This window comes from Quisquiliibacterium sp. (assembly GCF_982640115.1).
This window is the reverse complement of record NZ_CEXFHW010000012.1, coordinates 23155-41273: the sequence shown is the minus strand read 5'-3', so window position 1 is coordinate 41273 and position 18119 is coordinate 23155. Positions and strand designations below refer to the sequence as shown.

The 18119-nt window shown below is 69.0% G+C and carries 12 protein-coding genes and 1 pseudogene; all 13 read right to left on the bottom strand.

The genetic code is table 11. The features are described 5' to 3' along the window. A partial coding sequence (locus tag AC2H6A_RS02905) for a glutamate synthase subunit beta (RefSeq protein ID WP_484271630.1) occupies nucleotides 1-1115 on the bottom strand: 1115 nt, incomplete at its 3' end. A gap of 78 nt (nucleotides 1116-1193) precedes the next feature. Next, nucleotides 1194-5969, bottom strand: a complete 4776-nt coding sequence (locus AC2H6A_RS02900; protein ID WP_484271629.1) for a glutamate synthase-related protein — start codon at nucleotides 5967-5969, stop codon at nucleotides 1194-1196. Nucleotides 5970-6255: 286 nt separating this feature from the next. Further along, nucleotides 6256-6573: an NIPSNAP family protein gene (locus tag AC2H6A_RS02895; RefSeq protein ID WP_484271628.1), complete on the bottom strand. Its 318-nt coding sequence runs from the start codon at nucleotides 6571-6573 to the stop codon at nucleotides 6256-6258. Nucleotides 6574-6601: 28 nt separating this feature from the next. Continuing rightward, nucleotides 6602-7795: an MFS transporter gene (locus tag AC2H6A_RS02890; RefSeq protein ID WP_484271627.1), complete on the bottom strand. Its 1194-nt coding sequence runs from the start codon at nucleotides 7793-7795 to the stop codon at nucleotides 6602-6604. Between the two features lie 102 nt (nucleotides 7796-7897). After that, a pseudogene (locus AC2H6A_RS02885) lies at nucleotides 7898-9004 on the bottom strand (deoxyguanosinetriphosphate triphosphohydrolase); the annotation flags it as partial. Nucleotides 9005-9025: 21 nt separating this feature from the next. Further along, on the bottom strand, nucleotides 9026-10096 hold the full coding sequence (gene aroB, locus AC2H6A_RS02880) for a 3-dehydroquinate synthase (RefSeq protein WP_484271626.1): 1071 nt from the start codon (nucleotides 10094-10096) through the stop codon (nucleotides 9026-9028). Continuing rightward, nucleotides 10093-10689 (bottom strand): shikimate kinase, encoded by a 597-nt coding sequence (locus AC2H6A_RS02875; RefSeq protein ID WP_484271625.1) that lies wholly within the window; start codon nucleotides 10687-10689, stop codon nucleotides 10093-10095. The genes aroB and AC2H6A_RS02875 overlap by 4 nt, the downstream gene beginning before the upstream one ends. A gap of 60 nt (nucleotides 10690-10749) precedes the next feature. Then, nucleotides 10750-12654: an Ig-like domain-containing protein gene (locus AC2H6A_RS02870; RefSeq protein WP_484271624.1), complete on the bottom strand. Its 1905-nt coding sequence runs from the start codon at nucleotides 12652-12654 to the stop codon at nucleotides 10750-10752. Between the two features lie 63 nt (nucleotides 12655-12717). Then, nucleotides 12718-14976, bottom strand: a complete 2259-nt coding sequence (locus AC2H6A_RS02865) for a type IV pilus secretin PilQ (RefSeq protein ID WP_484271623.1) — start codon at nucleotides 14974-14976, stop codon at nucleotides 12718-12720. A gap of 143 nt (nucleotides 14977-15119) precedes the next feature. Continuing rightward, nucleotides 15120-15650 carry a pilus assembly protein PilP gene (locus AC2H6A_RS02860; RefSeq protein ID WP_484271622.1) on the bottom strand — a complete coding sequence of 177 codons (531 nt, stop codon included), beginning with the start codon at nucleotides 15648-15650 and terminating at the stop codon, nucleotides 15120-15122. After that, nucleotides 15647-16312, bottom strand: a complete 666-nt coding sequence (locus AC2H6A_RS02855) for a type IV pilus inner membrane component PilO (protein WP_484271621.1) — start codon at nucleotides 16310-16312, stop codon at nucleotides 15647-15649. Before AC2H6A_RS02855 ends, AC2H6A_RS02860 begins: the two co-directional genes overlap by 4 nt. Nucleotides 16313-16319: 7 nt before the next feature. Then, complete coding sequence (locus AC2H6A_RS02850) at nucleotides 16320-16991, bottom strand: PilN domain-containing protein (RefSeq protein ID WP_484271620.1); 672 nt, start codon at nucleotides 16989-16991, stop codon at nucleotides 16320-16322. After that, nucleotides 16988-18070 (bottom strand): pilus assembly protein PilM, encoded by a 1083-nt coding sequence (locus tag AC2H6A_RS02845; protein ID WP_484271619.1) that lies wholly within the window; start codon nucleotides 18068-18070, stop codon nucleotides 16988-16990. The genes AC2H6A_RS02850 and AC2H6A_RS02845 overlap by 4 nt, the downstream gene beginning before the upstream one ends. Nucleotides 18071-18119 lie beyond the last annotated feature (49 nt).

The following is an 18119-nucleotide window of genomic DNA, read 5'->3' as shown; positions in this document are numbered from 1 at the left end:
GCATCGCCCTTGAAGGCCTTGGTGGTGATCGACCAGTCGCGTTCGCAGCCCTCCTCGTGCGAGGACGAGGTACGCATCTTGGTCGGCCAGTAGGGCCAGGTGAGCGCCTTGTTCTCGGACTCGGGCGGCTGGGGCATGAGCTCGAACTGGGTCACCGAGGCCGCGCCATGGCGGTTGCTGGTGCCCACGCAGTCGGAGCCGGTGTCGCCGCCGCCGATGACCACCACATGCTTGCCGGTGGCCATGATCTGGCCGGGCACGGTGTCACCGGCCACCACCTTGTTCTGCTGCGGCAGGAACTCCATCGCGAAGTGCACGCCGGCGAGCTCGCGGCCCGGCACCGGCAGATCGCGCGGCAGCTCGGCGCCGCCGGTGAGCACCACCGCATCGAATTCGGCCTGGAGTTGGGCCGCGGAGATCCGTTCGCCCGACCCGTCGGTGACCCCGGGCACGAGAGAGCCATCGCCCACCAGCACCCCGGTGCGGAAGCTCACGCCCTCGGCACGCATCTGCGCCACGCGCCGGTCGATGTGCGACTTCTCCATCTTGAAGTCGGGGATGCCGTAGCGCAGCAGGCCGCCGATGCGGTCGTTCTTCTCGAACACCGTCACCGAATGGCCGGCGCGGGCGAGCTGCTGGGCGCAGGACAGGCCGGCCGGGCCCGAACCGACGACCGCCACGCTGCGTCCGGTGCGGGTGGCCGGCGGCTGCGGCAACACCCAGCCCATCTCCCAGCCCTTGTCGATGATCGCGTGCTCGATCGACTTGATGCCGACCGCGTCGTTGTTGATGTTCAGGGTGCAGGCCGCCTCGCAGGGCGCAGGGCAGATGCGGCCGGTGAACTCCGGGAAGTTGTTGGTGGAATGCAGCGTGTCGAGCGCTGCGCGCCACTGGTTGTTGAAGACCAGGTCGTTGAAGTCGGGGATGATGTTGTTGACCGGGCAGCCGCTCTGGCAGAACGGGATGCCGCAGTCCATGCAGCGCGCGCCCTGCTGCTGCGCCTGCTGGTCGCTCAGGTGCATGACGAACTCGCGGTAGTGATTGACGCGAGAGCCGCTGTCTTCGGCGGCTTCCTGCAGCCGCTGGAACTCGATGAATCCGGTGACCTTGCCCATGCTCGTGCCTGTGTGTCTGGTGCGGGTGGTGGGAATGCGCGACGGCGGCGAGGGCAGGCCCGCAGGCCCGCCACCCACTCAGGCGGTCGCCTTCTCCTGCTGCTGCATCGCCTTCTGGCTGGCCGCGTGCATCTCGCCAAGGGCGCGCTTGTACTCGGCCGGGAAGACCTTGACGAAGCGGCCGCGGGCGGCGTCCCAGTCGTCGAGGATCTCGCGGGCCTTGCGGCTGCCGGTGAGCGTGAAGTGCCGCTCGATCAGGCCCTTGAGGATGATCTCGTCGCACTCGCCGCGGTGCCAGGTGGCCGGATCGGTGCTGACCAGCTGCTCGGCCGTGGACAGCACCGGCTCGAGCGCCACCATGGCGAGGTTGCAGCGCTTCTCGAAGGCCCGGTCGGCGTCGTACACGTAGGCGATGCCGCCCGACATGCCGGCCGCGAAGTTGCGCCCGGTCTCGCCGAGCACCACCACCGTGCCGCCAGTCATGTACTCGCAGCCGTGATCACCGGTGCCCTCGACCACTGCGGTGCCGCCGGAGTTGCGCACGCAGAAGCGCTCGCCGGCCACGCCGCTGATGAAGGCCTCGCCCTCGATCGCGCCGTACATCACGGTGTTGCCCACGATGATGTTCTGGTCGGACTGGCCGCGGAAGTCATTGGTGGGCCGCACCACGATGCGGCCGCCCGACAGGCCCTTGCCGACATAGTCGTTGCCCTCGCCCACCAGATCGAGGGTGATGCCGCGGGCGAGGAAGGCGCCGAAGCTTTGCCCCGCCGTGCCGCTGAACTGCACGTGGATGGTGTCCTCGGGCAGGCCCTCGTGGCCGTGCTTGAGCGCGACCTCGCCCGAGAGCATGGTCCCGGCGGTGCGGTTGACGTTGCGGATGGGCAGGATGAACGAGACCTTCTCGCCGCGCTCGAGCGCCGGGCGGGCCAGTTCGATCAGCTTGCGATCGAGGGCATGATCGAGGCCGTGATCCTGCGTGGCCACCTGGCGGCGCGGCGTGTCGGCCGGCACCCGCGGCAGCTGGAACACCCGGGAGAAGTCGAGCCCGCGCGCCTTCCAGTGGGCCACACCGCGACGGGTGTCGAGCAGGTCGGCGCGGCCGATCAGGTCCTGGAAGCGGCGGATGCCCAGACTGGCCATCAGCGTGCGCACCTCCTCGGCGACGAAGAAGAAGTAGTTGACCACATGCTCGGGCTTGCCCTGGAAGCGCTTGCGCAGCACCGGATCCTGGGTGGCCACGCCCACCGGGCAGGTGTTGAGGTGGCACTTGCGCATCATGATGCAGCCCTCGACCACCAGCGGCGCGGTGGCGAAGCCGAACTCGTCGGCGCCGAGCAGCGCGCCGATCAGCACATCACGGCCGGTCTTCATCTGGCCGTCGGCCTGCACCACGATGCGGCCGCGCAGGCCGTTGAGCACCAGGGTCTGCTGGGTCTCGGCGAGGCCCAGTTCCCAGGGCGTGCCGGCATGCTTGATCGACGACAGCGGCGAGGCGCCGGTGCCGCCATCGTGGCCGGCGATGACCACATGGTCGGCCTTGGCCTTGGCCACGCCCGCGGCCACGGTGCCCACGCCCACCTCCGACACCAGCTTCACCGAGATCGAGGCCCGGTGATTGGCATTCTTGAGGTCGTGGATCAGCTGGGCGAGATCCTCGATGGAGTAGATGTCATGGTGCGGCGGCGGCGAGATCAGGCCGACACCCGGCACCGAGTAGCGCAGCATGCCGATGTAATCGGACACCTTGTGGCCCGGCAGCTGGCCGCCCTCGCCGGGCTTGGCGCCCTGGGCCATCTTGATCTGGATCTGGTCGGCGCTGGACAGGTACTCGGCGGTGACGCCGAAGCGGCCCGAGGCCACCTGCTTGATCTTCGAGCGCAGCGAGTCACCGGCCTTGAGCACGATGTCGGACTCGATGCGCGAGGCGCCGATCACCTTGCCCACGGTGTCGCCATCGGCGATGGTGGAGCGGCCGGCGCGCAGCTCGGCCCGGTAACGCATCGCGTCCTCGCCGCCCTCGCCGGTGTTGCTCTTGCCGCCGATGCGGTTCATGGCCACCGCCAGCGTGGTGTGCGCCTCGGTGGAGATCGAGCCGAGCGACATCGCGCCGGTGGCGAAGCGCTTGACGATCTCGGCCGCCGGCTCGACCTCGTCGAGCGGCACCGGCGTGCAGGCGTCGGTGCGCAGGTCGAACAGGCCGCGCAGCGTCATGTGCCGCGCGCTCTGGTCGTTGATCAGCTTGGCGTACTCCTGGTAGGTCGAGAAGCTGCCCGAGCGGGTGCTGTGCTGCAGCTTGGCGATCGCATCGGGCGTCCACATGTGGGCTTCGCCGCGGATGCGGAAGGCGTACTCGCCGCCGGCATCCAGGGCGCCGGCCATCACCGGGTCGTCGCTGAAGGCCGCGCGATGCAGGCGGATCGCCTCCTCGGCCACCTCGAACACGCCGATGCCCTCGACATTGGATGCGGTGCCGGTGAAGTAGCGGTCGACGAGCCGACGCGACAGGCCGATCGCCTCGAAGATCTGCGCGCCGCAGTAGCTCATGTAGGTGGAGATGCCCATCTTGGACATGACCTTGTTCAGGCCCTTGCCCACCGCCTTGATGTAGTTCTTGACCGCCTTGTCGGCGGCCGCCTCGCCACCGCCGGCATTGAGACTGCGCAGGGTCTCGATCGCGAGGTAGGGATGGATCGCCTCGGCGCCGTAGCCGGCGAGCAGGGCGAAGTGATGCACCTCGCGCGCCGAGCCGGTCTCGACCACCAGGCCGGTGCTGGTGCGCAGGCCCTTGTCGACCAGGTGCTGGTGCACCGCGCTCATGGCCAGCAGCGCGGGGATGGCCACGCTCCCGGGCGCCACCTTGCGGTCAGAGACGATCAGGATGTTGTAGCCGGAACGCACCGCGTCCTCGGCCTGCGCGGCTAGCGAGGCGAGCCGCGCCTCGATGCCTTCGGCACCCCAGGCGAGCGGATAGCAGACATCGAGCTCGAAGGCCTTGAACTTGTCGTCGGTGTAATGCTCGATGTGCCGGATCTTGGCCATGTCCTCGGCATCGAGGATGGGCTGCGAGACCTCCAGGCGCATCGGCGGGTTGATGTTGTTCAGGTCGAGCAGGTTGGGCTTGGGACCGATGAACGACACCAGCGACATCACCAGCTGCTCGCGGATCGGGTCGATCGGCGGATTGGTCACCTGCGCGAACAGCTGCTTGAAGTAGTTGTAGAGCGGCTTGTTCTTGTCGGACAGCACCGCCAGCGGCGAGTCGTTGCCCATCGAGCCCACCGCCTCTTCGCCGGCCTGCGCCATCGGGGTCATCAGGAACTTGATGTCCTCCTGGGTGTAGCCGAAGGCCTGCTGGCGATCGAGCAGGGAGGCGAGCGGCCGGTTGGCGGCCTCGTCGACCTGCACATCGCGGCGCTGCGCGTCGAGCTCGTCGAGCTTGATGCGGATGGCCTCGATCCACTCGCGATAGGGCTTGCTGTTGGCGAGCTGATGCTTGAGCTCGGCGTCATCAATGATGCGGCCCTGCTCGAGATCGATCAGGAACATCTTGCCGGGCTGCAGGCGCCACTTCTTGACAATCCGGCTCTCGGGAATGGGCAGCACGCCCGACTCGGAGGCCATGATCACCATGTCGTCGTCGGTCACGCAGTAGCGCGCCGGGCGCAGGCCGTTGCGGTCCAGGGTGGCGCCGATCTGGCGGCCGTCGGTGAAGGCGATGGCCGCCGGGCCGTCCCAGGGCTCCATCATGGCGGCGTGGAACTCGTAGAACGCGCGCCGCTTCTCGTCCATCAGGGCGTGCTGCTCCCAGGCCTCCGGGATCATCATCATCATCGCGTGGGCGATGGGGTAACCGGCCATCACCAGCAGCTCGAGGCAGTTGTCGAAGGTGGCGGTGTCAGACTGCCCCGCGTAGACGATCGGATAGAGCTTGGGCAGGTCTTCGGCCAGCACCGGCGAGCGCATCACGCCCTCGCGGGCCCGGAGCCAGTTGTAGTTGCCCTTGACGGTGTTGATCTCGCCGTTGTGCGCGATCAGCCGGTAGGGGTGGGCCAGCGGCCACTCCGGAAAGGTGTTGGTCGAGAAGCGCTGGTGCACCAGTGCCAGCGCCGACACGAAGCGCGGATCCTGCAGATCGCGGTAGTACTGGCCGACCTGACCGCACAGCAGCAGGCCCTTGTAGACGATGGTGCGCGCCGACATCGACGGCACGAAGTACTCCTTGCCGTACTTCAGGTTCAGCGCCTGGATGGCATGGCTGGCCATCTTGCGGATGACATAGAGCTTGCGTTCCAGGGCGTCGGTGACCATGACATCGGGGCCGCGGCCGATGAAGATCTGGCGGATCACCGGCTCCTTGGCCTTGACCGTGGGCGACATCGCCATGTCGCGGTCGATCGGCACATCGCGCCAGCCCAGCAGCACCTGGCGCTCGGCACGCACCGCCCGCTCGAGCTCCTGCTCGCAGGCCAGCCGCGAGGCATGCTCCTTGGGCAGGAAGACGATGCCCACGCCATACTCGCCCGCGGGCGGCAGCGTCACGCCCTGCGCGGCCATCTCCTCGCGGAAGAACTGGTCGGGAATCTGGGTGAGGATGCCCGCGCCGTCGCCCATGAGCGGATCGGCACCCACCGCGCCGCGGTGATCGAGGTTGCACAGGATCTGCAGACCCTGCTCGATGATGCGATGGCTCTTCTTGCCCTTGATGTGGGCCACGAAGCCCACGCCGCAGGCATCATGCTCGTTGGCGGGGTCGTAGAGGCCCTGCGCCTCGGGAGCGCCGGCAAGCGGCTCGCCGTCGGTGGGAATCTGGCTGCCGACCGGATGAGGGTCGGGGAGGTGCTGGCTGTGCATCTCGGCGCTCCGCGCTGTCGCTGGGTGAACCCGTGCAGGGTCGTCCTGTCGGGGCGTCCCGCAGGGCTGTCCTGCGCTGGCGTCCGGAACACGGCACAAGGGGCGATTGCGGCAGTGCAGCGAACCGAACGCGGACGAACCTTGCACTATACAAGGGCGTCCTCTGGTTTTGAAGCAATCCGAGTGCCAGGGTAGGACAGTGCGGCCTGGCGCCGCAGGCGGCAGCCGCCCCCGGCGCGGCGCGGGAAAGGCCGTCGACCGCCCCCCGGCCGCGCCAGCGCGACCCTCAGGGGTGCGGCCCCCAGGGCGCGGGCATCAGCAGCTTGTTGTCCTGCTCGCGCAGCAGCGGGCGCAGCTTGCGGGCGAAGGCCATGAAGGCTTCGTCGGCGAACAGCCCGGCCCAGAAGGCGCGCCGGTCGGCATCGTCGTGGAACTTCCAGAGATGGACGAGTTCGTTGAGGGCGCCGATGTCGCCGGTGAAGTAGCCCACCAGGCGGTCGGGATGGCGGGCGATGGCCGGATAACCCTCGGTGCGGTAGAGCTCGATGACCTCAGCCATCTTGCCCACCACCACCTGGTAGGTGCGTTGCTCGTAGATTGCCATGACGGGGTCTCCTGAAGGGTTGCGGGGTTCAGGCCGGGTCGGGCGCGGCCGGCCGCGGCTCGGTCTGACTGGCATCGGGCAGCAACGAGGCGCAGGCCAGCGTGACCACCGCGATCGCGGCCATGAGGAGCAGCAGCCACTGGAAACCCGAGGCCTTGACGATCGGCCCGAGCGCCCAGACCGCGAGGGAGCTCACCCCGAAGGACACGCCGATGCGGATGCCCGACACCCGCGAGCGCATGCGGTCATCGACATAGCGCACGACCATGGCGTCGGTGAACGGGATGGCGCCGAAGATCGACACCATGATGGCCACCTGCAGGATGAACAGCCACCAGCCCTGGGCACTGGCCGCGGCCAGCAGCAGCGGCGCCTGCAGCATGACCACCCCGACATAGATGCGCTTGAGCGGATAGCGGTCGATGAGCCGGCCGACCACGATCTGGGCGAGCGAGGCCACCGCATACACCGAGGCGAGCAGCAGGCCGAGCGTGGCCGGGTCTTCGATGATGCCGGCGAAGCGCTCGCGCAGCAGCTGGCCGTTGCCGTTGGTGGTGAAGTTGAAGAGCAGGCTGCCGGTGATCGCGGTGATGGTCATGATCAGCACGATGCGCAGCATCACCGCGCGCGGCAGCGACACCACCTTGGCCGTGCGCCGGGCCGGCGGCTCGGTCTCGCGCGGGGCGACCACGGCAAAGGCCACCCCGGCCGCGATCGAGGCCAGCCCGGGCAGCGCGAAGGCCATGCGCCAGCCGAAGTGCTTGACCAGCAGCCCGGTGACCAGGGCCGCGATCGCGATGCCGAGGTTGCCGACCAGGCCGTTGAAACCGATGGTGATGCCCGGGTTGCGGGCGCCCTGCACCAGCATGGGAATGCCCACCGGGTGATAGATGGAGGAGAACGCGCCGAGCAGGGTGAGCGCCGCGGCCATCGACCAGGGCCCCTGGGTGCAGGCCACCAGCAGCGCCGAGGCGCCCATGCCGAAGAAGAACAGCACCATCATGGCCCGCCGGCCCCAGAGATCGCCCAGGCGCCCGGCCGGCAGCGAGCCCAGCCCGAAGAGCAGGAAGGCCCCGGCGCTGTAGGGCATGAGGTCTTCCCAGCGCTGCACGCCGAACTCGGCGGCGATGGTGGTCACCGCCGTGGCGAAGATCAGCAGGAACATGTGGTCGATGGCATGGCCCAGGTTGAGCAGGGCCGCCACGCCGCGTGAGGGAACCATGGGATGCCTCCCGGGTCAGGCCGCGGGCTCACGGCGCGCGGCGAGCGCGCCAGCGGCCAGCGGGGAGTTCAGCAGGGCCTGCGCCGCCGGACCGTCACCGGCCAGCCGCAGGAACTCCCGGATCGCGAAGCGATCGGTCATGCCGGCAATATAGTCGGCCACTGCCCGCGGGCCAATCGCCGCATTCCGGATCCGGTGCTCGGCCGGCAGCAGGGCCGGATCGGCCAGGAAGCGCTCGAACAGGCCGCTCACCACCTTGCGCGCCTCGTCCATCACGGCCACCACCTGGGCGTGCCGGTAGAGCCGGTTGCGCAGCAGCCGCTTCAGCGGCCGCACCCGCGAGAGCATGCCGGGCGAGAAGCCCGCCAGGGCCGGCGCGCGGCGCACCGCCTCGGCGTCGGCCGGTGCCACCGACGCAATCCGCCGCCCGGTCTCGGCGAGCAGGTCGCTGATCCGCTCGTCGATCATCCGGCGCAGCACCTCGTGGATGAGACGGCGCTCGGCCAGCCCCGGAAAGCGGGCCCGCACTGCCTCGGCATGCGCGGCGAAGATCGGCACCGAATCGAGTTCGGCCACACCGAGCAGACCCGATCGCAGGCCATCATCGACATCATGGTGGTCATAGGCGATCTCGTCGGCGAGGTTGGCCACCTGCGCCTCCAGGCTGGGCTGGCGCCCGGTGAGGAAGCGCTCGCCGATCTCGCCCAGACCGCGGGCATTGGCCGCGGAGCAGTGCTTGAGAATGCCCTCGCGGGTCTCGAAGCACAGGTTCAGCCCGTCGAACTCGCCATAGCGCTGCTCGAGCTCGTCGACCACGCGCAGCGACTGCAGGTTGTGCTCGAAACCGCCCCACGGCGCCATGCTGGCGGCCAGCGCGTCCTGTCCGGCGTGGCCGAAGGGGGTGTGGCCAAGGTCGTGGGCGAGCGAGATGGCCTCGATCAGGTCCTCGTCCAGCCGCAGCCGGCGCGCGATCGAGCGCGCGATCTGCGCGACCTCGATGGAATGGGTGAGGCGGGTGCGGAACAGGTCGCCCTCGTGGTTGACGAAGACCTGGGTCTTGTATTCCAGCCGGCGGAAGGCGGTGCAGTGGACGATGCGGTCGCGGTCGCGCTGGAACTCGCTGCGCGGCGCGGCCGGCGGCTCGGGATGCCGGCGCCCGCGCGAGGCGGCGGGATCGGCTGCCCAGGGGGCCTGTGCGCCGGTCACCACAGGCCCTCGGGCACCGCCGGCTCAGGCGGCCAGGGTCTGACGCAGTGCCGACTCGGGCACCTTGCGCAGGGCCGCCCGGCCGATGGCCTCGAGCACCACGAAGCGCGGTGCGCCCTGCTCGGCCTTCTTGTCGACGCTCATCAGCTCGATCCAGCGCTCGTAGGGCCAGACCGGCGCGCGCACCGGCAGACCGGCATCGGCGATGACCGCGGTGAGCCGCGCCACCTGCTCGCGGGGGAGATGGCCCAGTCGGCAGGAAAGCTCGGCGGCCTGGACCATGCCCGCGCCCACCGCCTCGCCATGCAGCCAGGTGCCATAGCCGGTGCCGGCCTCGATGGCATGCCCGAAGGTGTGACCGAAGTTGAGGATGGCGCGAAGCCCGCCCTCGCGCTCGTCGCGCGCGACCACATCGGCCTTGATCTCGCAGCTTCGGGCGATCGCCCGCGCCATGGCCTGCGGCTCGCAGGCGCGCAGCGCCGCCATGTCGCGCTCGATGGCGTCCAGATAGGCGGGATCGGCGATGGCGCCGTGCTTGATCACCTCGGCCAGACCGGCGGAGAGCTCGCGCGGCGGCAGTGTGCGCAGGGTGTCGGTGTCGGCGAGCACCAGCCGCGGCTGGTGGAAGGCGCCGATCATGTTCTTGCCCTCGGGGTGGTTGATGGCGGTCTTGCCGCCCACCGAGGAATCGACCTGCGCGAGCAGCGTGGTGGGCACCTGGACGAAATCCACCCCGCGCTGGTACACGGCGGCCGCGAATCCCGCCATGTCGCCGACCACGCCACCCCCCAGGGCGATGATCAGGCAGCCGCGATCGAAGCGGGCGCGCAGCAGGGCATCGAACACACGGTTCAGGCTGTCCCAGGTCTTGTTCGCCTCGCCCGCGGGCAGCGTCACATCGACCACCGCGGCCGGGGCCTGGCCAAGCCCGGCGCGCAGGCGGTTGCGATACAGGGGACCGACCTGGTCATCGGTGACGATGGCCACCTGCCGGCCGCCCGCCAGACGGGTGAGCGCCTCGGCGCCGTCGATCAGGCCGGGGCCGATCAGGATGGGATAGCTGCGCTCGGCGAGCGCGACATCGATGGTTCTCATGGCTGGGGATCGGCGCAGGCAAGCGGTGGCGGCAGGGCCGCGAGGATGTCCTGGGCGGTGCGCTCCACCGGGTGGCGCCCGGTGCGCACCACCCGGTGTGCGGTCTCGCGGTAGAGCGGATCGCGGGCCTCGACCAGCTCGGCGATGCGCGCCCGCGGGTCGGCTGTGCGCAGCAGTGGCCGCACCCGGTCGTTGCGCAGCCGCTGCCAGAGTTCACCCGGCGCGGCGTGCAGATAGATGGTGAAGCAGCGCTGACGCAGCAGCTCCCGGTTGGCGGCCACGGTGACCGCGCCCCCGCCGGTGGCCAGCACGATGCCGGTCATGGTGGTGAGGTCTTCGAGCAGCTGCGACTCGCGGCGGCGGAAGCCGGCTTCGCCCTCGAGTTCGAAGATGGTGGTGATCGGCACGCCGCAGCGGGCCTCGAGTTCGCGATCGGCATCGACGAACCGGCGGCCGAGCAGGCCTGCCACCCGGCGGCCGACCGTGGACTTGCCGCTGCCCATCATGCCGATCAGGCACAGCGGGGCGCCTGGCGGCAGGTCAGGGGACTCCGGTGGCGGCGGCGAGCCCTCGCCGCGGTGTTCTTGCTGCATGGGCCGAGAGCTTATCAGCCCCCGGCCTGGCCGCCCCTGCGGCCTACGGGCGCGCGGCGATCAGTTCGCGCTGGCGCAATTGGCGGTGGTGCCGAAGGGCGATTTCCATCCCGGCGGCGCGACGGTCTGCGCAGAGATGTCCGAGGCCAGCACCGGGAGGGTGATCTGACGCTGCGAGAACACCTCGGTGCCGGCGATCGCGGTGATGGTCACCCGCAGCCGCACGGTCGCCCAGTTGGCGTACTCGCGCGGGTACTCGATCTGCAGGTTGGCAAAGCCGCTCTTGTCGGTGCGGCTGTCGGTGGCCAGCACCCGGGTCACGGCCACATTGGCGGGGTCGAGCAGGTTGTTGCCATTCAGGTCTTCGCCCGGATCGAGCTGCAGGTTGCCGTTGAGGTCTTCGCTTGCGCACTGGAAGGGCGGGCTGCTGATGGTCTCGCCGCTGGCCTGCCAGGCCGTGCCATTCCAGAAGTACTGGCCCTTGAAGAAATTCACGCCCACCAGCTGGGCCTGGACCAGCGCACCCTCCACCGGGTTGCCGGCGCTGTCGGTGACCAGCGCGGTCCAGGGCATCGCGTACTTGGTGCTCTCGGTGGCCTCGAGCTGATTGCCGGTGCCGATGCGCACCACCAGCTCCTGCTTGGAGGCGGTCAGCGTCGCCTGGCTGCTGATCGCGGTGCCGGGCAGCGAGGCCCGGATCACGATCTGGTTGTTGCCGGTGGAATTGGCCCCCGGGAAGAACGCCACCGAGGCCACGCCCGAGCTGTCGGTGGTGGCCACCGCAGGTTCGATGCGGCCGTTGCTCGGGTCGGCCAGGGCCGCGAAGCTGACGATCGAGCCCTTCACCGGGTTGTCGGCGGCATCGCGCACCACCGCGATCAGCTGGCTGGAACTGGTGCCGCTGCTCGAGAGGTTCACGCCGATGTTGGCGGGGCTGGCCTGGAGCGTGATCTTGGCGGGCGTGCGGCTGACGAACTCCACCCGCTGCTGGTTGGAGAGGCTGCCGGCAACCGCGGTGATGGTCGAGATGCCCGCCGTGGAGGCCGTGATGGTCGTCGTGGCCAGACCATTGGCGTCGGTGGCGGCCGTGGCCGGCGTGACCGTGCCGCGCGTGGCCAGGAAGCTCACGCTCTGACCGGCCTGCGGTGCGCCGTTGACCAGATACCGAACCGTGACCGACTGCAGCGTCGACACCGGCACCTCCTGCGAAGGCGCGGGATCGAGGAAGGACAGCAGGGTGCCCGAGACGGTCACCGGCAGGGTGGCACTGGCGTTCAGGGCTGCGGCGCTGGCGGTGAGGGTATCGCTGCCCCCGACCGTGCCGGTCACGGTGAACCGGGCCTGGCCGGCTGCGTCGGTGGTGACCGAGGCCGCCGACAGCGCATTGCTGGCCGCCGACTTGATCGCCACCACGGCGCCGGCAATGGCCGTGCCGGCCGAGTTGCGCAGGCTCACGGTGAATTCATTGGCCGCCTGGGCCACCAGCGTGGCCGGGCCGCTCAGCGAAAGCTGGGTGCCCGTCACCGCCACCGGCACGCTCTTCACCAGGGACCCGGTGGTGGCGGTGACCGTGATGGTGCGATTGGCGGCATCGGAGATCGACAGCGTGGCCGTGGCCGTGCCGCTGGCGTCGGTGCGGGCGTTGACCACCTGCAGCACCGAGCCGGTGTCGGTGGTGGCGAACTTCACATCCTGGTTGGCCATCGACCGGTTCGAGGCATCCTTGACGATCGCGGTGATGGAGGCGGTGGTACGACCGTCCGAACCGATGGAGGGCACACTGGTGGTGACCTGCACGGCTGCCGGGTCTGAGCCGGACGAGCTGCTGCCCGAGAACCCGAAGGGTTGCGCACCCGCGCCGGAGCCGCCACCGCCGCCGCAGGCGGCCAGCGAGACCATCAGCAGCAGCGCCAGCATCGCCGCGATCAGCCGGGACATCAGGCTGGATTCAATCGGTGGTGTCATGTGTCGTTTCTCGGTCGGAATCAATCGGGTCGGGATGACTTGCGTGGTCATGGCAGGCGGGCTTCAGCGCGCCGCCGCGGCCACATCGTTCACCACCCTCGGGGTGAGGAAGACCAGCAGTTCGGTGCGATCGTTGCGCCGCTGTGTGTTCTTGAAGGCATTGCCGATCACCGGCAGGTCGCCCAGCAGCGGCACCTTGCTGGTGAGGTTGCGCTCGATCTGCTCGTAGATGCCGCCGATCACGACGGTGCCGCCGTTCTCCACCAGCACCTGCGTGCGCACCGCGCGGGTGTCGATCGCGAAGCCGGAGGTGGTGAGCTGGCCGACCTGATCGCGGTTGACCGCCACATCGAGGATGACATTGCCCTCGGGCGTGATCTGCGGGGTGACCTCCAGCCGAAGGCTGGCCTTGCGGAAGGAGACCGCGGTCGCGCCGCTGGCGGTGGCCTGCTGGAAGGGCAGCTCGGTACCCTGCTCGATCGAGGCCTTGCTCTGGTCGGCGGTGAGCACCCTCGGACTCGAGATGATCTTGCCGCGCTGGTCGGATTCCAGGGCCGAAAGCTCGAGGTTCAGGAACCGGGTGAGGCTGGAGCCGAACAGGCTGATCGCGAAGCTCGCCGGGCTCGAACCCGAGATCGGCGTGGCCGGCAGGTTCACGAAGTTCGTGTTCTCGAGGGCAGTCAGCCGCCCCAGTCCGGCCGCATTCAGACCCGACAGGTCGGAACCCGCCTGGGAGGACAGATCGTTGACGCCACGCAGGTTGCCCGAGACGGTGCCGAAAGTGCCGCCGACAAGGCTCTGGCCGGCACCGTAGGTCGGCACATTGAGGGCGGTGGGCGTGCCGGTCACCGGGTCAGTGACGCTCACAGTGCGGTAGCGGGTGGACGAGATGTCGTTGAGCCCGAGCTTGACGCCGAGATTGCGCGAGAACTTGTCGTCGGCCTCGACGATCCGGGCCTCGATCAGCACCTGGCGCACCGAGATGTCGACCTGCGAGATCAGCTTGCGTACCGACTCCAGCCGCTGCGCGGTGTCCTGGATGAACAGCTTGTTGGTGCGCGCGTCGAACACCGCGCTGCCGCGCTTGGACAGCACGGGCTGGCGCGGATCGGAGAGCAGCTTGGCGAGGTTCTCGGCCTTCTGGTAGTTGAGCTGGAAGATCTCGGTGCGCACCGGCTCGATGTCGGCGATCTGCTGACGAGCCTCGAGTTCGAGCTTTTCCTTGGCGGCGAGTTCCTCGCGCGGCGCAATCAGGACCACATTGCCGCTCTTGCGCATGTCCAGGCCCTTGGCCTGCAGCACGATGTCCAGCGCCTGATCCCAGGGCACATCCTTCAGCCGCAGGGTGACATTGCCGGTCACCGAGTCGCTGGTGACGATGTTCAGGTTGGTGAAGTCGGCGATCACCTGAAGCAGCGCACGCACATCGACATTCTGGAAGTTCAGCGACAGGCGCTCGCCGCGGTAGCCCTGCGGACCGCCCACCCGGGTCGGGTCCTCGCGCACCGGCCTGACCTCGACCACGAACTGGCTGTCGCTCTGGTAGGCGTTGTGTTCCCACAGACCCTGCGGCTCGATCACCAGCCGGGCGTTTTCGCCCTGCTGGGAGGCGCGCACCGAACGGATCGGCGTGCCGAAGTCATTCACATCGAGCACACGGCGCAGGTTCTCCGGCAGCCGGCTGTTGAGGAAGTCCACGACCAGCGTCTGGCCCTGCTGCCGGATGTCCACGCCGACTCCGGCGCTGGACAGGTCGACCACCACCCGGCCCTCGCCGGCCTTGCCACGCCGGAAGTCGATGTCGCGCAGCGCATGCCGCGCACCCGCCGGCGTGACGGCGGCGGCGCCGACCGCGGGCAAGGGGCTGAAGCGGGTGGCGCTCTCGGCGGCGGGTTCGGCCGCCGCCGGCGCGAGCGCGACCAGCACGGTGCTGCCCTCGATGGTGGTGGTGTAGGCCATCGGCCGCTTGAGGTTGAGCACCACGCGCATGCGACCGCCGGCCTGAACCAGCGCGACGCTGCGCACATCGCCCTGAGCGAGCTCCAGGCTCGACTGGCCCGCCTTGTTCTCGGTATCAGGAAAATCCAGGGCGATCCGCGGCGGCGTGTTGATCGAGAAGCCACCCGGCATGGCGGCCGGCGGATTCTTCAGCCGGATCCGCAAGAGGGTGCCGGAGCCCTGCACCAGAGCCGTCACCGCCTCCACGGCGTTGGGCTGGACCCGGGCCGGGGCGGGGGGAGGCGTCGCGGCCTGGGCCTCGGCGCCACCCGGCGTCTGAACCTGAACCTGGGCCGGCGCCGGTGCATTCACCTGCACCTGCACCTGGATCTGGGCGGGCGCCTGGGTCGCGGCAGGCGCCGATGCCGCCGGCTGGGCGGGAGCCTGGGCATGGGCCGAGGCCGCCAGCCAGAGGCAGCATGCCGTCGCCGTGCGCCATCGCGAAAGCACTGTCTTCGATCTGATCATCACCTGACCCCCTGGAGCCGCAGCGAGTTGTCCCTCTCGGACCAGTCGCCGGAACCGTCCTGCACCCATTCGCGGACCAGCACCTCGGTCTCGGTGATCTTCACCACCTTCCCGAAATTGGTGCCGACATGATTTCCCACCTTCACCTGGTGGACTGTCTTGCCCACCTGCAGCAGCGCGAACTGCTGGCCGCCGCTGGTCAGATGTCCCACCAGCCGGATGGTGTCCAGCGGGAAGCTCTCCAGCGCCTCGCGGCGACGGTTCTGATCCGGTCGCGGACCAGTGCCGCCGCCGCGGGTTGCGATCGGCTCCGCCGACACGGCGATCCTGGCCATCGCGAAGGGCTCGACCAGATCATTCGCCTCGTAGCGGAACGCCACCGGTTTTTTCGGCGGATCGAGCTTTTGCTTGAGCTTGGCCGTCTGTTCGCGCTTCTCGGCCATCCAGGCGGTCAGTTCCGCCTGGTCATCGGCACAGCCAGCCAGCAGACCGGCAAGCAGCAGGACGAGCCCGGCACGCCCGCGGATCATTTGCCACCCCCTGCCTTGGCCTTGGCGCGCTGCGTGCTGCTGACCTCGTCGGGATCGAGGTAGCGGTAGGTCTTGACCACGGCATCCATGGTGAGCGTGGTGTTCCGCTCGCTGGCGGTCACGCTGATGTTGTTGAGGGTGACGATCCGCGCCAGGTTCGCAATGTCGCTCGCAAAGCCCGCCAGCTCGTGATAGCCGCCCGTCATGCGGATGCCGATCGGCAGCTCGGCATAGAACTCGCGCGCCGCAGGCTGGCCCGGCTTGAACAGCACCAGCTCCAGTCCACGGGCATGCCCGGCCTGCGTGATGTCGGACAGCAGCGCGTCCATCTCGGCGCGGTTGGGCAGCTGCTTCTCGAGCTGGGCCACGTACAGCGCCACCTGCCGCTTCTGGCCGCGCAGCACATCCAGGTTGATCGCACTGGACAGCTTCTCGGCGTACTGCTGCTTCAGGACGACTTCACGCTCCTCACCGGATTTCAGATCGGCAATCTGGGTGCTCCAGAACAGGATCGCGGCCAGCACCTGCACGACGAGGAACACGGCGGCAAGCAGGATCGCCCGCGGCAGCGGCGGCCACAGGCCGGGATGGCGGCCCTGCAGGCCCTCGAACTGGCGGCCGACCGCGGCGAGGTCGATCGATGGCATCTTCAGACTGGGCATGGCGGCGTCACTTCTTTGGCGCGGGCGGCGCGCCGGCGGGCGGCACGGCGCCAGCCGCCGCCTTGGTCGCCGCGTCGGCGGCGGCCTTCTTCTCGGCCCGCTCGACATCGGTGCGGGAACGGATGCCGGCGATCATCGAGAACTCGAACACCAGCCGGGCTTCGCGGCCGGGCATCTGGCCGGGCACCGGTTGACCGGCCCTGATCTCGATGAGCTCCGGCCGCTCGAGCCACACCGTGTCGTTGGCCAGGGTCTTGTAGAGCGCCGACACCTGGGCGTTGGACTGCGCCAGACCCGTGAGGAACAGACGCGAACCATCCTGCTTCATCGTGCGCAGGGTCATGCCATTGGGCACCCGCCGGACCAGCTCGTCAAAGAGGTGGACCGGAATGGTGCGATCGCGCTCCAGGCTCTCCACCGCGTTCTGGCGTGCGGTCAGCGCCTCGATCTCCTGGCGCAGCTGGCCGATCTCCTTGATCTCGGCCTCGAGTTTCCGGTTGGCATTCTCGATGAACACATTGCGCGCCCGCTGTCCCTCCTCGAGGGCGGCGATGGCCACCGAAACCGCGGCAGCGCTCACCAGGCCAAGCAGCGCCACCAGAAGGGCCAGGGTGACGAACTCCTTCTTGCGCTTCTCGCGCAGGCGTTCCCGGTGCGGCAGCAGGTTGATGCGGATCACTCGCTGAACCTCCGCAGCGCAAGCCCGCAGGCGGTGACGAGGGCCGGCGCATCGAAGCGCAGCTGCCGCTCGCGGATCGACTCGGCGATCTCCATGCCCTGAAAGGGCGTGAGGATCTCGGCCGGCGCCTGTGCCCGCTCGGCGATCGCCTCCGACAGGCCGGGAACCACGCAGGCGCCGCCAGCCAGGAAGATGCGGTCCACCCGGGTGTACGGGGTGGATGTGTAGAAGAACTGCAGGGCACGCGCAAGGTCGCTCGCGCCCTGCTCCAGGAACGGCGCGAGCACGTCGGCCTGATAGTTGTCCGGCAGTTCGCCGGTTTTCTTCTTGAGCTCGGCCTCCTCCTGGCTCAGGCCGTACAGGCGCATGAGGTCCAGGGTGAGCTGCTGGCCGCCGAAGGCCTGCTCGCGCTCGAACACGGTCTCGCCGTTGAAGACCATGGAAACACGGGTGACCATCTGGCCGATGTCGAAGACCGCCAGGACCATGCCCTGCCCGGCACCGGGCATGAACGCGGTGACATGGTCGAGCGCAGCCCTGGCGGCAAGCGAGTCGACATCGACGATCGTCGGGCGCAGGCCGCACATCTCGGCCACCGCCACGCGGTCCTCGACCTTCTCGCGGCGCGAGGCCGCCAGCATCACATCGACCTCGGAGGGATCGTTCGGCGAAGGACCGACCACCTGAAAGTCGAGGCTCACCTCCTCGATGGCGAAGGGCACGTACTGGCTGGCTTCCGACTCGACCTGGAACTCATACTCTTCATCGCTCAGGCCCGCGGGGAGGCTGATCCGCTTGGTGATCACTGCCGAGGCCGGCATGGCCAGGGCGACATCGCGGGTCCGGGTGTTCATGCGACGGATCGCGCGCGCCAGCGCCTCGGCCACCATGTCGGGGTTTTCGATGTTGCCGTCGGCGATCGCGCCCTCGTCCAGCGGCTCGATCACATAACGCTGCAGGCGGATCGCGGCCTTGCTGCCCGGCACCAGTTCGACCGCCTTGATGCCGGACGAACTGATGTCGATGCCGAGCAGGCCCGGCGACGAGCGGGTGAACAGTGCTGGAAGCTTCAGACCCAATTTGTCCTCTGTGCTGACCCGGGGAAAACCCTTCCGGCAAAAGCAGTTG

Bases quoted from the DNA above. Each gene is read 5' to 3' on its own strand.
- aroB (WP_484271626.1), bottom strand. From the start codon at position 10,096: ATGAGAACCATCGATGTCGCGCTCGCCGAGCGCAGCTATCCCATCCTG.
- AC2H6A_RS02855 (WP_484271621.1), bottom strand. From the start codon at position 16,312: ATGCCCAGTCTGAAGATGCCATCGATCGACCTCGCCGCGGTCGGCCGC.
- AC2H6A_RS02875 (WP_484271625.1), bottom strand. From the start codon at position 10,689: ATGCAGCAAGAACACCGCGGCGAGGGCTCGCCGCCGCCACCGGAGTCC.
- AC2H6A_RS02890 (WP_484271627.1), bottom strand. From the start codon at position 7,795: ATGGTTCCCTCACGCGGCGTGGCGGCCCTGCTCAACCTGGGCCATGCC.
- AC2H6A_RS02900 (WP_484271629.1), bottom strand. From the start codon at position 5,969: ATGCACAGCCAGCACCTCCCCGACCCTCATCCGGTCGGCAGCCAGATT.
- AC2H6A_RS02895 (WP_484271628.1), bottom strand. From the start codon at position 6,573: ATGGCAATCTACGAGCAACGCACCTACCAGGTGGTGGTGGGCAAGATG.
- AC2H6A_RS02860 (WP_484271622.1), bottom strand. From the start codon at position 15,650: ATGATCCGCGGGCGTGCCGGGCTCGTCCTGCTGCTTGCCGGTCTGCTG.
- AC2H6A_RS02870 (WP_484271624.1), bottom strand. From the start codon at position 12,654: ATGACACCACCGATTGAATCCAGCCTGATGTCCCGGCTGATCGCGGCG.